Genomic DNA, 12,756 nt, shown 5'->3' on the forward strand with positions numbered 1-12,756 from the left:
GGGCATGTTCGACTCAGTGTTGGTCGCGAACCGGGGCGAGATCGCGGTCCGGGTCATCCGCACACTGCGGGCCCTCGGCATCCGCGCGGTCGCGGTGTACAGCGACGCGGACGCCGACGCACGGCACGTCCGCGAGGCGCACACCGCCGTGCGCATCGGGCCGGCGGAGGCCGCTCGCAGCTACCTGTCCATTCCGGCCATTGTGGACGCTGCCGTGTCGTCGGGTGCGCAGGCCGTGCACCCGGGTTACGGCTTCCTGGCGGAGAACGCGGAGTTCGCGCGCGCCTGCGAAGAAGCCGGGCTCGTGTTCATCGGCCCGCCGGTGGCGGCGATCGACGCCATGGGCGACAAGATCCGTGCCAAGGCGACCGTGTCGAAGGCCGGTGTCCCGGTCGTCCCCGGTGCGTCCGATGTGGACATCCCGCCCGGCGGCTTCGCCTCGGCGGCGGCGGAAGTCGGGTATCCGCTGCTGCTCAAGCCGTCCGCGGGTGGTGGCGGCAAAGGCATGCGGCTGGTGCACGGTCCCGAGGAGCTGGACGCCGCGATCGAGTCGGCACGGCGCGAGGCCAAGGGGTCCTTCGGCGACGACACGCTGCTGCTGGAGCGGTTCGTCACGACCCCGCGGCACATCGAGATCCAGGTGCTGGCCGACACGCACGGGAACGTCATCCACCTCGGCGAGCGCGAGTGCAGCCTGCAGCGGCGGCACCAGAAGATCATCGAGGAAGCGCCGTCGGTGCTGCTGGACCCCGCGACCCGCGAGAAGATGGGCTCGGCGGCGGTCGAGGCCGCGCGCTCGGTCGGCTACGTCGGCGCCGGGACCGTCGAGTTCATCATGTCGGCGAAGAACCCGGACGAGTTCTTCTTCATGGAGATGAACACCCGGCTGCAGGTCGAGCACCCGGTCACCGAGCTGGTCACCGGCCTCGACCTGGTCGAGTGGCAGGTCCGGGTGGCGGCCGGCGAGCACCTCACCGTGGCGCAGGACGACGTCGTGTTGAACGGCCACGCCGTCGAAGCCCGTGTGTACGCCGAAGACCCGGCCCGTGGCTTCATCCCGACCGGCGGGACGGTGCTGGCGGTGCACGAGCCGGCCGGCGACGGCGTCCGCGTCGACTCGTGGATGACGCCGGGCGCGGTGGTCGGCTCGAACTACGACCCGATGCTGGCCAAGGTCATCGCCTGGGGCCCGGACCGCGCGGCGGCGCTGCACCGGCTCGACCTGGCGCTGGCGGACACGGCGCTGCTGGGTGTCGGCACGAACACCGCGTTCCTGCGCGGGCTGCTGGCCGACGCCGACGTCCGGGCCGGGCGGCTCGACACCGAGCTGGTCGACCGGCGGCTGGCCGAACTGGTCTCGTCCGACGTCCCGCCCGAGTTCTTCGTGGCGGCGGCGATCGACCGCTTCCTGGAGCTGCAGCCGCCGGGGCCCGTGGTCGACCCGTGGGACGTGCCGGACGGCTGGCGCATGGGCGGCTCCGGCGGGGTGACGTTCCGGCTGAAGTCCGGCACCGCCCGCGCGGTGGTCCGGGTGCAGGGCACGCCGTCGTCGGCAACGGTGTTCGTCGACGACGCTTCGCCGGTGCACGTGTCCGCCCGGCGCGACGGCGACGTCCTGGAGATCCGGCACGCCGGCGGCTTCCACCGCTACCGCCAGGCCTGCGGTCCCGGCCGGACGGTCTGGCTGGCCCGGGACGGTTTGAGCTTTCCCTTCGGCGACCAGGAGTTCGTGCTCTCGTCGCGGGGCGAAGCCGCCGGCGCCGGACCGGTCACCAGCCCGATGCCGGGCACGGTGCTCGTGGTCAAGGTCGCGGCCGGTGACGTCGTGAAGGCCGGGACGCCGCTGCTGGTCGTCGAGGCGATGAAGATGGAGCACACGGTCACCGCGCCGATCGACGGCGTCGTCAGTGAGCTCCCCGTGCGGGCCGGCCAACAGGTCGCGCTGGACGAAACCCTTGCCATTGTTACGCCCCACGAGGAGCAGCAGTGATCGACTTCCGCCTGGACGAGGAGTACGAGGCCCTCCGCAAGACCGTCGAGGACTTCGCGCACGCCGAGGTCGCGCCGGTGATCGGCGAGCTGTACGAGAAGGAGGAGTTCCCGTACGCGATCGTCGCGAAGATGGGCGAGATGGGGCTGTTCGGCCTGCCGTTCCCCGAGGAGTTCGGCGGCATGGGCGGCGACTACTTCGCGCTGTGCCTGGCCTTGGAGGAGCTGGCGCGGGTCGACTCGTCGGTCGCGATCACCCTGGAGGCCGGCGTTTCCCTCGGCGCGATGCCGATCTACCGCTTCGGCACGCAGGAGCAGAAGGAGAAGTGGCTGCCTTCGCTGTGCGAGGGCACCGCGTTGGGCGGCTTCGGCCTGACCGAGCCGGGCGGCGGCTCGGACGCGGGCGCGACGCGCACGCGCGCCTCGTTGGACGGTGACGAGTGGGTCGTCAACGGCAGCAAGGCGTTCATCACGAACTCGGGCACGGACATCACCAAGCTGGTCACGGTGACGGCGGTGACGGACGTGATGGAGAACGGCCGCAAGGAGATCTCGGCGATCATCATCCCGTCCGGCACGCCGGGCTTCGAGGTGGCGCCGAAGTACTCGAAGGTCGGCTGGAACTGCTCGGACACCCATGAATTGTCCTTTTCGGACGTCCGCGTCCCAGCGGAGAACCTGGTCGGCGTGCGGGGCCGCGGGTACGCGCAGTTCCTGTCCATTTTGGACGAGGGCCGCATCGCGATCGCCGCGCTGTCGGTGGGTCTCGCGCAGGGCTGCGTGGACGAGTCTCTCAAGTACGTCAAGGACCGCGTCGCCTTCGGCAAGCGGATCGGCGAGTACCAGGCGATCCAGTTCAAGATCGCCGACATGGAGGTCCGCACGCACACCGCGCGCCTGGCCTACTACCAGGCGGCGTCCAAGATGCTGCGCGGCGAGCCGTTCAAGAAGGAGGCGTCGATCGCCAAGCTGGTGGCCTCCAACGCGGCGATGGACAACGCCCGCGACGCCACCCAGATCTTCGGCGGCTACGGGTTCATGAACGAGTTCCCGGTCAGCCGCTTCTACCGCGACGCGAAGATCCTGGAGATCGGTGAAGGGACGAGCGAGGTCCAGAAGATGCTGATCTCGCGCCACCTCGGGGTCGGCTGAGCGCCCGGACTGGACGACGATAACTATACCGGTATAGTTATCGTCATGGTCGAGATCAAAACGGAGTCCGAGCTGGCGGTCATGCGTGAAGCCGGGCGAGTGGTGGCGAACACCCTGCACGCGGTCAAGGAGGCTGCCGCGATCGGCGTCTCCCTGCTCGAGCTGGACGAAGTCGCCGCTCACGTCATCAGTGAGGCCGGCGCGAAGCCGTCGTTCCTGCACTACCAGCCGCGGTCGGCGCCGACGCCCTACCCGAACGTCCTCTGCATCAGTGTCAACGATGTCGTCGTGCACGGAATCCCGACGGCGTACCGCATCCAGGACGGCGACCTCGTCAGCGTCGACTGCGGCGCGATCGTCGACGGCTGGAACGGCGACGCCGCGATCAGCTTCGTCGTCGGGAACGCCGACCCGGCCGACCTCGCGCTGATCGAGGCGACCGAGCGGGCACTGGCCGCCGGGATCGCCGCCGCCCAGCCCGGCGCGAAGCTCGGCGACATCTCGTACGCGATCGGTGCAGCCGGCCGGGCGTCGGGCTACGGCATGGTCGAGGACCACGGCGGCCACGGGATCGGCCGGGCGATGCACGAGGATCCGCACCTGCCGAACGAAGGCCGCGCGGGGCGCGGAATGCGCCTGAAGCCGGGGCTCGCGCTGGCGATCGAGCCGATGCTCACCCGCGGCGGCGACACCTACCGGTACGCCGAGGACGGCTGGTCGATCCTGACCGCCGACGGCACCCGGGCCGCGCACGTCGAGCACACCATCGCGATCACCGAAGACGGCCCGCGCGTGCTCACCGTGCGGTAGACAGGGAGTATGGACAACATCGTCATCCGATCGGGTGATTCCGGGGACGCTGACACGCTGCTGGGCTTCTTCGACGAGGCCGTCGAATGGCTGGTCGCCCGCGGCAGCTCGAAGCAGTGGGGAACCGAGCCGTGGAGCGGCGTCCCGAAACGCGTCGAGCGGGTCAAGGGCATGGCGGCCGATCCGGGACTGCGGATCGCGATGATCGACGGCCAGCCCGCCGGCGCGCTGATCGTCTCCGAGGAACACGACGTGCACGTGCCGCCGGTCGAGGAGCGCGAGCTGTACATCCGGCTGCTGATCACGTCGCGGCGGTTCACCGGCCACGGCGTCGGCGCGCGCCTCATCGAGTACGCGCTCGACGAGGCCCGGCGGCGCGGCATCGACCTCGTGCGCGTCGACTGCTGGGCCGGCGGCGACGGCGATCTCCAGCGCTACTACGAGAGCCAGGGCTTCAAGCCGACCGTCCGGTTCAACGTCGAGGAGTGGGTCGGGCAGGTGCTGGAGCAACGCGTGGGGTAGCGGGATCCGGCGGCCGGGGTGACACTGTTGACGCAGCGCCAACAGACGAAGGAGTCGCCATGGCCGAGGAGCTCGCGGGCAAGGTCGTCGTCATCACCGGCGGCGGGCAGGGGATCGGCGCGGCGACCGCGTCGGCACTGGCCCGCCGGGGCGCGCAGGTGGTGATCGGCGACCTCGACCACGTCCGGGCCGAGAAGACCGCCGGCGAACTGGGCGCCGACGCGCTGCCGCTGGACGTCACCGACATCAGCGGGTTCACCGGGTTCCTCGACGAGGTCGAACGCCGGCACGGCCGGATCGACGTGCTGATCAACAACGCCGGCATCATGCCGCTCGGCGACCTCGCCGAGGAGAGCGACGCGACGACCCGACGTCAGCTGGAAATCAACCTGCACGCCGTCATCCACGGCACGCGCGAGGCGGTGCGGCGGATGCGGCCGCGGCGCAGCGGGCACATCGTGAACGTCGCCTCCTTCGCGGGCAAGGCCGGCTTCCCCGGGGCGGCGACCTACTGCGCCACCAAGCACGCCGTCGTCGGGTTGTCCGAGGCGGTGCACCTGGAACTGCGCGGCAGTGGTGTGCGCGTTTCGTGCGTGATGCCCGGCATAGTGCGGACGGAGCTCGCGAGCGGCCTCGCCGAGGCGAAGATGTTCAAGTCCGTGCGACCGGAAGATGTGGCCGACGCCATCGTATCCACCTTGCGCAAACCTCGTTTCGACGTTTTTGTCCCCCGCTCGCTGGGCACTATGGGCAAGCTCACGCGGCTGCTGCCGAGGCGGGCGGGCGAAGCGTTCGCGCGGGCGTTGAAGGCAGACCGGCTTTTGGCTTCAGCAGCCCATTCCCCGGCACGCGCGGCGTACGAAGCTCGGGCCGCGGACAGCGGCCCCGGCGTAACTCGGACGGACTAGCGACTGTCCGAATTGGACGTGCTCGCGGGGGTGGCGCTGTTGAGTCCGCCCGCCCGGCCCGGCAAGATTGCCTCCGGATCGTTCTTCAGGAGGCTCGGGAAGATGTTTTCACCACCCGCGAGGCTGGCTGCCGCGGCGTCGAACGTGGTCGGCAAGGTGCTGCACGGCGGCGTCGCCGACCTGCGCCCGATGCCGCGGGTGCTGATCGACCAGGGCCCCAACCGTTCGCTGTACCGGATGACCCACAGCGGCGGGACGGTGTCCGGGCCCCCGATCCTCCTGGTGCCCCCGCTGGCAGCCCCGGCGATCTGCTTCGACCTCCGCCGCGGCTGCAGCCTCATCGAGCACCTGATCGACCGCGGCCGCAACACGTACCTGGTCGACTACGGCATGGTGGCGTTTTCGGACCGCCGCCTGGGCATCGAGCACTGGATCGACGAGGTGCTGCCCCGAGCGATCCGGCGCGTGAGCGCGGACGCCGGCGGCCAGGACGTGCACCTGGTGTCGTGGTCGCTGGGCGGGATCTTCTCGCTGCTGGTGAACGCGGACCAGCCGAACCTCCCGATAGCGTCGATCACGGCGATCGGCTCGCCGGTGGACTTCACGGCCATCCCGATCGTGGCCCCGTTCCGCCCGTTGGTGGACCTGACGAACGGCCACCTCCTGACCCCGATCTACCGGGCATTCGGCGGCGCACCGTCCTATTTGGTCAGCCGAGTGTTCCGCGCAACGGGCATCAGCAAGGAAATCACCAAGCCGTTGGCGATTTTGAAGAATCTCGACGACCGCGACTATCTGGCCCAGATCGAGGCGGTCGACCACTTCATGAGCAACATGTACGCGTACCCGGGCCGCACGTTCGGCCAGCTGTACCACCGCCTGTTCCGCACGAACGACCTGGCGGAGGGCAAAGTGGACCTGAACGGCCGGATCATTTCGCTGTCCTCGGTCCGAGTACCGACGATGGTGGTGGCGGGCGAGAACGACACGATCGCGCCACGGCCGTCGGTGGAGCGCGTGGTGGAGCTGCTGGACAAGGCCCCGGAGGTCCGCTTCAAGACGGCGCCGGGTGGGCACTTGGGCGTCCTGACCGGTCGTAAAGCTCGGGGGACGACTTGGCGGTACTTGGACGAGTTCCTGGACGACCAGATTTCTTGACGCGCTGAAGGCCGGCCTGGGTGTGGGTGGCCAACCCCGGTCTTCGACGACGGCCTGCTGGCGGAACCACCCCCGCACCCACGAAACCGGACAGCGGCCACTCCCAGGGAACCCGCACTGGCGCTATCCCGGCTCCCGGGTTAACCTACTCGCGAGTAGGTAACGGGATGGAGGGCCACATGGCTGCGCCAAGGAAACGGGACGCGATGGGCTGGGGCCTGTCCGCGCTGACCCGGCTGGCCGGGAGCAAGGTCGTCGATCGGGCCGGGCTGCGCAAGCCCCTTGAAGGCCTGATCAGCGCGGGGACACGCAACGGCTTCCGCGTCGCCGGCGCGGCTACCCGGTCGTTCAAGTCGGTGCGGAAGCTGGGCAAGCCCGCTCGGCTCACGCCGGCCGCCGACTCCGGGCTGTTCGACCTCACGCCGACCGAAGACCAGCAGCTCATCGTCGAAACGGTGACCGAGTTCGCCGCCGAGCAGCTGCGGCCCGCCGCCGCGGACGCCGATGCCAAGCTCGAGGCGCCCGAGGGCCTGCTGAGCCGGGCCGCCGAGCTGGGCATCACCCTCGTCGGCATCCCCGAGGAGCTCGGCGGTGTCGGCACGGAACGCTCGGTCGTCACCAACGCGCTCGTCGCGGAAGCGCTTGCCCACGGTGACCTCGGCCTGGCCGTCGCCGTGCTGGCGCCCTCCGCCGTGAGCACCGCGCTCGTCAGCTGGGGCGATGAGCAGCAGCAGGCCGACTACCTGCCCGCGTTCACCGGCGAGCACGTCCCGGCCGCCGCGCTGGCGCTGCAGGAGCAGAAAGCGCTCTACGACCCCTTCAAGCCCGCGACGAAAGCGCGACGCACCCCGAAGGGCTACCAGCTCGACGGCGTCAAGACGCTGGTTCCGCGGGCGACGCAGGCGGAGCTGTTCGTCGTCTCCGCCGACCTCGAAGGCCGCGGCCCGGCGCTGTTCCTCGTCGAGTCGTCGAACGCCGGGGTGTCCATCGAGGCCGAGCCGGCGATGGGCCTGCGCGGCGCCGCGACCGGCAAGCTGCACCTCGAACACGTCAACCTGCCCGCGGGCGCGCTGCTCGGCGGCGGGAAAGCGGACGTCTTCGCCGAGGTCGTCCGGCTGTCGCGGCTGGGCTGGGCGGCGCTGGCCGCCGGCACCGCGAAGGCCGTCCTCGACTACGTCGTCCCCTACGTCAACGAGCGGGTGGCGTTCGGCGAGCCGATCAGCCACCGGCAGGCGGTGGCCTTCTCCGTCGCCGACATCGCGATCGAGCTGGAAGGCCTGCGGCTGGTCACGCTGCGCGCCGCGGCGCGGGCCGAGCAGGGCAAGCCCTACGCCCGCGAGGTGGCGCTGGCGCGGAAGCTGGCCGTGGACAAGGGCATGCAGATCGGCAGCGCGGGCGTGCAGTTGCTCGGCGGGCACGGCTTCGTCAAGGAGCACCCGGTCGAGCGCTGGTACCGGGACCTGCGCGCCATCGGCGTCATGGAAGGCGCCGTCCTTCTCTAGGCTTCGGAAAGGCTTTGGATCATGATCAACCTGGAAGTCCCCAAGAAGGCCGGCGCGCTGATCAACCAGGCGTACCAGGCCGCGGCCGAGGTGTTCCGGCCGATCTCGCGCAAGTACGACCGCGCGGAACACACGTACCCGACCGAGCTCGACATGTTCGCGGCGCTGCTGGACGGCCTCAACTCCTCCGGCGAAGGCGGCGCGGGCGCGGCCGGCGTCCGGCGGTCCGCTTCCGAGAAGGAAGAGAAGGGCAACCGCAACGGCGCCAACCTGAACGTCGTTCTCGGCACGATCGAGATGTGCTGGGGCGACGTCGGCCTGCTGCTGTCGATGCCGCGGCAGGGCCTGGGCAACGCGGCGATCAGCTCGGTGGCCACGGACGAGCAGCTGGAGCGCTTTTCCGGCATGTGGGCGGCGATGGCGATCACCGAGCCGGGCTTCGGCTCGGACTCGGCGGCGGTCAGCACGACCGCCCGCCTCGACGGCGACCACTACGTCCTCAACGGCGAGAAGATCTTCGTGACGTCGGGCGAGCGCGCGGACGCGGTGGTCGTGTGGGCGACGCTGGACAAGTCCAAGGGCCGCGCGGCGATCAAGTCGTTCGTGGTCGAGAAGGGCACGCCGGGCTTCGAGGTGGTGCGCACCGAGCACAAGCTCGGCATCCGCGCGTCCGACACGGCGGTGCTGCGCTTCGAGAACTGCCGCGTGCCGCGCGAGAACCTCCTGGGCACCCCGGAGATCGACACGAAAAAGGGTTTCGCGGGCGTCATGCAGACGTTCGACAACACCCGGCCCCTGGTGGCGGCGATGGCGATCGGCGTGGCCCGCGCGGCCCTCGACGAGACGCGCCGGATCCTCACGGCCGCTGGTGTGACGATCGATTACGACCGGCCGGCGAACAGCCAGCACGCGGCCGCGGCGGAGTTCCTCCGGCTCGAGGCTGACTACGAGTCGGCGTATCTGCTGACGCTCGAGTCGGCTTGGATGGCGGACAACCGTCAGCCGAACTCGCTGCAGGCGTCGATGGCGAAGGCCAAGGCGGGGCGTTCGGTGGTGGAGATCGCGCTGAAGTGCGTCGAGCTGACCGGGGCGTACAGCGAGGAGTCGCTGCTGGAGAAGTGGGCTCGGGACGCGAAGATCCTGGACATCTTCGAAGGGACGCAGCAGATTCAGCAGCTGATCGTCGCTCGACGGATCCTCGGGAAGACCTCGGCCGAGCTGAAGTAGTTGTGACGTAACGGAAAGCCGCCCGGCCGCTTGCCCTTCTCGGGGCTGTGCGACCGGGCGGCTTTCGCGTCGGCGAGGACCGGTTTCATGATCAGGCCGCTTCCAGGCCGTCATCGAGGGCAGGCCGTCCGAACACCGCGTCGACGGCCTCCCGCGCTCGCTGGTGGCTCGACGGGACGAGGTGCGTGTACGTCCGGAGCGTGAACCCCGGGTCCGCGTGGCCAAGGTAGTCGGCCAGCTCCGTGATCGACACCGCACGGGCCAGGAGCGTCGACGCGTAGAAGTGGCGGAGCGCGTGCATCCCGTCCCCGCGACCTCGGTACTTGATCCCGGCTGCCCGGAACGCTCCGTGCCAGACGACCTTCGTGAACAGGTCTCCGGAGTACAGCCGGCCACCTTCCCCGGTCATCAGCAGCCGTGCCGTCACCGGATCGCCGTCCGCGCTCTGCCAGGGCAGCGTGACAGCCACGGACGGGAACCGGTCCTCATGGTCGTCGATCTCGGCCAGCATGGCGGCCGACAGCGGGATGGTTCGCTCCTTGCCCCGCTTGGGCAGCGCGAACATCATCACGCCCCGAACCGTCTTGATCTGCCGACGAATCCGAACGGTCATAGCCGTCCGGTCGACGTCGTCCGGCGAGAAGCCCAGAATCTCGCCCTGCCGCAGGCCGAAGCCAGCGCCGAGCGGAACCGCGATCTTGAACCGCTCCACCAGCCCAGACCGCACAGCCTGAACACGTTCCTCCGGCCAAACGACGATCGGCGGGCTGCTCGCGACCGGTCGCCGCACGGTCTTCGCGTGGCACGGGTTCTCGCGAATCCGGCGATCGTCCACGGCTGAATCCATCACGCCGGAGACGGTGTTGAACAAGACGGCCTGGTAGTTGTCCGAGAGCTTCCGCTCTTCCATCGAGCCGACCCAGTCACGAATGGTCGCCGGTTTGATCTGCCCGACCTTCTTGGTCTCAAAGACCGGGTAGATCTGGCTTTCGAGCCGACTGAGGATGGTCGACCGCGTGCCCGGGTCCGGGGACTGGCTCTTTAACCAGCTCTCCGCCTGCTGGCGAAACGTCGTCATCGAGGCCCGCGGATCGATGTACTTGTCTTCGCGCTTGTCGGACTCGACGCCGATGAGGAAGTCCTCAGCGCGCTTCTTCTGCTTGTCCGCGAACGACTTCGAGCGTTCGTTGTTGTCCGGGTCGAGGTAGCGGACCTTGTATCGCAGCCCGATGCCGTACAGCTCGGACCGTTCCATGACGGGCTTGCCCCGCGCGTTGAGGATGACCTTCCCGGTCACCGCATCCCGCGCGGGGCGATACCACCGATCTTGGATGTGCCCCATCAGGCCGCCTCCGCGTCGACCCAGGCGCGCAGCTTGGCCGGGTCATAGCGCAGGTGCCGGCCGATCTTCTTGACCGGCGGGCCCTCGCCGCGCCATTTCCACTGGTAGAGCGTCTTCACCGGGACGCCGAGGTAGTCGGAGACGTCCTCGACAGTCCAGAGCCGATCGATGTTGCTGACGTTGTTCATTGCTCCCCCTTGATCAGGCCGCGAGTCCAGTTGCCGAAGTTTCTGGAGGTCTCCCAGCCGCCAGTAGGGCCCGGTCGTACTCGGCCTTCCACGTGATCCGTTCCGCGATCGCCCGCATCACCAGGTGTGGCCGGGGCGGGACCTGCGGGTCTCCGGGCTGGACCTTGCGCCAGACTTGCTGTGATCGGTTGGCCTCCGGCTTCTCGATCCCGACCGCTGCGAGCGCCTGGAGCACGAAGGCCTGCCGGTCGGCCTTGTGGTCCACGAGCGTCTTGCCCGACCACTTCCGCGACACGAGGACCCGGCGGCCGGGCAGCCCGAGCGTGCTCCGCCGGTGAGCCCGGCCCTTGCAGTGCCCCGGCGTGGTCTTGCCCGTGACACCCTTGGGCTGGACGCCGTAGAGCAGCCAAACCGCGCAGCGCGGCGAACAGGGTGTGACCGACAGCTCGGCGTGTAGCCGGTCGTGGTGATCGGCCTGCGCCGCGCAGTCCGCCTCGACCACCTCACCCGTGGACTTGGTGAGGTACTTGGTCAGGTAGCCGATGTGGCGGCCGGCCTCTTCTGTGCCGCCGAGGATGCCCTTCGAGTGCACCTGACGCCCGAACCGCACGACGTGCGCCGGATGCTCCACGGCCTCCACCGCGTCGTCCCACCGGGTCAGCGGCTGACGCGTCTCCGGGTCGACGAACCCGTGTTCGGGGCCGTCCCAAACCGGGCGCCGGTCGGTGTAGACGATCTCGTCATGGGACGGCCACCAGACCTGATGGTAGGTGGCTTCGGTGACCTGGCGAATCACGTCGTGCGGTACCGAGCCCCGGATGGCCGCGTGCAGGTGCGGAGCGGCCCGACGTTGGGGCTCGACCGTGGCGAAGTACTGCGCGTCCCAGCCGACGATCCGGCGCAGATTCTGCCACCACCGGTCCACCAGCGCGGAGAAGTGCACCGCGTCCCGTGCCGCCCGCCGGTAGTCATATCGACTTGGGTCGACCGGCGAGCCGTCACCACGGACCGGGCCGTAGGTGTCGCAGGTCAGCGTCACGAACATGGACGGCCGGAACTTCCCCGCGTACTCCCGCCCGACCGTCGTCTTCGCGACCTTCCGCCGAGGCAGGTTCGGAGCATCCTGCCGCCGCTTGGTCGAGCGCTTCACCGCCCGCTTGGTCGGCAGGTCGAGGGCAGGCAGCCGGCCCCGGATCCCGAGTTGCCGAAGTTCCGCATCGACCCCGGCGACCTCCTCCCGCAGTTCCTCGGCCTCCGCCTGGTCGTGGTCGACGACCTCCCGGTAAGCCGCCACCAGGTCGGCGCGGTAGGTCAGCAGCTCCTTGTGATCGTCCGAGGGCGGAGCGGCGGTGAGGGTGGGTTCTTCGGCCAGGTGCCAGCCCTCACGGCACTGGGCCTGCCGAAGCGCCTTCGCCTTCCGAGCACATGGCAGACACACCGACTCCACAGTGGACCCGCACGGCACCGGGATGTAGCGGAGTTCGCCGGTGGTGGTGTCGCCGACCTCCATCGTGAACGGCCGGACGCAGACCCCGTGCTTCTCCGCCGTCGCCCGGATCACGTCAGCAGCCAGCGGTGCCCGCATCCTCTCGGCGCGTGTCTCACTCATCAGGCCGCCACCTCCCCAGGCGAGGACCAGCCACGCAGCAGGTAGACGGGCGTGTCCTGCTTCGCCCCGGCCGGGAGGTCGGGGAAGGTGCTCGGCTCGAACCGGACCACGCCGAACACCAGGACTGGAATCCCGCAGGGTGTCCGGCCGGTGATCGAGATGTGCACCCACTTGCCATCACACAGCCGCCACAGCCGGGCCGAGACGTCCTCGAGCGTCTGGGGGTCTGCCCAGACTTCGGTTGACACCGGAGCTGACTGTTTCTCAGGCCGCCACTGCGGGGGTGTAGATGGTCTCAAACTCGACTGGGGTGAGCTTGCCCAGCCCCCGTTGGCGGCGTTTGCGGTGG

At 69.5% G+C, this 12,756-nt stretch carries 12 protein-coding genes; 8 read left to right on the top strand and 4 right to left on the bottom strand.

Features of this window, described 5'->3' with window-relative positions; genetic code table 11:
- The first annotated feature begins 4 nt into the window (after positions 1-4).
- The 8 genes from I4Q55_RS22185 (at position 5) to I4Q55_RS22220 (ending at position 9,268) form a co-directional block, all read left to right on the top strand.
- Positions 5-1,990 (top strand): biotin carboxylase N-terminal domain-containing protein, encoded by a 1,986-nt coding sequence (locus tag I4Q55_RS22185; protein WP_206790206.1) that lies wholly within the window; start codon positions 5-7, stop codon positions 1,988-1,990.
- Positions 1,987-3,141 (top strand): acyl-CoA dehydrogenase family protein, encoded by a 1,155-nt coding sequence (locus tag I4Q55_RS22190; RefSeq protein ID WP_206790207.1) that lies wholly within the window; start codon positions 1,987-1,989, stop codon positions 3,139-3,141. The genes I4Q55_RS22185 and I4Q55_RS22190 overlap by 4 nt, the downstream gene beginning before the upstream one ends.
- Before the next feature lie 45 nt (positions 3,142-3,186).
- Positions 3,187-3,951, top strand: coding sequence for a type I methionyl aminopeptidase (map, locus tag I4Q55_RS22195; protein ID WP_206790208.1), 765 nt, complete (start codon positions 3,187-3,189; stop codon positions 3,949-3,951).
- A 9-nt stretch (positions 3,952-3,960) separates the two neighbouring features.
- Positions 3,961-4,473 (top strand): GNAT family N-acetyltransferase, encoded by a 513-nt coding sequence (locus I4Q55_RS22200; RefSeq protein ID WP_206790209.1) that lies wholly within the window; start codon positions 3,961-3,963, stop codon positions 4,471-4,473.
- A 59-nt stretch (positions 4,474-4,532) separates the two neighbouring features.
- Positions 4,533-5,381 (top strand): SDR family oxidoreductase, encoded by an 849-nt coding sequence (locus I4Q55_RS22205; RefSeq protein WP_206790210.1) that lies wholly within the window; start codon positions 4,533-4,535, stop codon positions 5,379-5,381.
- A gap of 102 nt (positions 5,382-5,483) precedes the next feature.
- A complete protein-coding gene (locus tag I4Q55_RS22210) occupies positions 5,484-6,539 on the top strand; it encodes an alpha/beta fold hydrolase (RefSeq protein WP_206790212.1) in 1,056 nt (351 codons plus the stop codon).
- 206 nt (positions 6,540-6,745) lie between these two features.
- The gene (locus tag I4Q55_RS22215) at positions 6,746-8,041 is read left to right on the top strand and encodes an acyl-CoA dehydrogenase family protein (RefSeq protein WP_206790245.1); all 1,296 of its coding nucleotides are present in this window, start codon (positions 6,746-6,748) and stop codon (positions 8,039-8,041) included.
- 21 nt (positions 8,042-8,062) lie between these two features.
- Positions 8,063-9,268, top strand: coding sequence for an acyl-CoA dehydrogenase family protein (locus I4Q55_RS22220; RefSeq protein ID WP_206790215.1), 1,206 nt, complete (start codon positions 8,063-8,065; stop codon positions 9,266-9,268).
- A 91-nt stretch (positions 9,269-9,359) separates the two neighbouring features.
- Here I4Q55_RS22220 and I4Q55_RS22225 read toward each other — a convergent pair whose 3' ends face one another.
- From I4Q55_RS22225 to I4Q55_RS22240, 4 genes are read right to left on the bottom strand one after another with little or no spacing between them, the layout of a single operon-like run.
- Positions 9,360-10,565 (bottom strand): site-specific integrase, encoded by a 1,206-nt coding sequence (locus tag I4Q55_RS22225; protein ID WP_307793277.1) that lies wholly within the window; start codon positions 10,563-10,565, stop codon positions 9,360-9,362.
- A gap of 44 nt (positions 10,566-10,609) precedes the next feature.
- Positions 10,610-10,798 carry an AlpA family transcriptional regulator gene (locus I4Q55_RS22230; RefSeq protein WP_206790218.1) on the bottom strand — a complete coding sequence of 63 codons (189 nt, stop codon included), beginning with the start codon at positions 10,796-10,798 and terminating at the stop codon, positions 10,610-10,612.
- 13 nt (positions 10,799-10,811) lie between these two features.
- Positions 10,812-12,407 (bottom strand): replication initiator, encoded by a 1,596-nt coding sequence (locus I4Q55_RS22235; protein ID WP_206790220.1) that lies wholly within the window; start codon positions 12,405-12,407, stop codon positions 10,812-10,814.
- Positions 12,407-12,655: a hypothetical protein gene (locus I4Q55_RS22240; protein ID WP_242546451.1), complete on the bottom strand. Its 249-nt coding sequence runs from the start codon at positions 12,653-12,655 to the stop codon at positions 12,407-12,409. The genes I4Q55_RS22235 and I4Q55_RS22240 overlap by 1 nt, the downstream gene beginning before the upstream one ends.
- Between the last annotated feature and the right edge of the window lie 101 nt (positions 12,656-12,756).

This window comes from Amycolatopsis sp. MtRt-6 (genome assembly GCF_017308975.1).
In the GTDB taxonomy this organism is placed as follows: Bacteria; Actinomycetota; Actinomycetes; order Mycobacteriales; family Pseudonocardiaceae; genus Amycolatopsis.

Bases quoted from the DNA above. Each gene is read 5' to 3' on its own strand.
- I4Q55_RS22220 (WP_206790215.1), top strand. From the start codon at position 8,063: ATGATCAACCTGGAAGTCCCCAAGAAGGCCGGCGCGCTGATCAACCAG.
- I4Q55_RS22205 (WP_206790210.1), top strand. From the start codon at position 4,533: ATGGCCGAGGAGCTCGCGGGCAAGGTCGTCGTCATCACCGGCGGCGGG.
- I4Q55_RS22200 (WP_206790209.1), top strand. From the start codon at position 3,961: ATGGACAACATCGTCATCCGATCGGGTGATTCCGGGGACGCTGACACG.
- I4Q55_RS22215 (WP_206790245.1), top strand. From the start codon at position 6,746: ATGGGCTGGGGCCTGTCCGCGCTGACCCGGCTGGCCGGGAGCAAGGTC.
- I4Q55_RS22230 (WP_206790218.1), bottom strand. From the start codon at position 10,798: ATGAACAACGTCAGCAACATCGATCGGCTCTGGACTGTCGAGGACGTC.
- I4Q55_RS22185 (WP_206790206.1), top strand. From the start codon at position 5: ATGTTCGACTCAGTGTTGGTCGCGAACCGGGGCGAGATCGCGGTCCGG.
- I4Q55_RS22210 (WP_206790212.1), top strand. From the start codon at position 5,484: ATGTTTTCACCACCCGCGAGGCTGGCTGCCGCGGCGTCGAACGTGGTC.
- I4Q55_RS22235 (WP_206790220.1), bottom strand. From the start codon at position 12,407: ATGAGTGAGACACGCGCCGAGAGGATGCGGGCACCGCTGGCTGCTGAC.
- map (WP_206790208.1), top strand. From the start codon at position 3,187: ATGGTCGAGATCAAAACGGAGTCCGAGCTGGCGGTCATGCGTGAAGCC.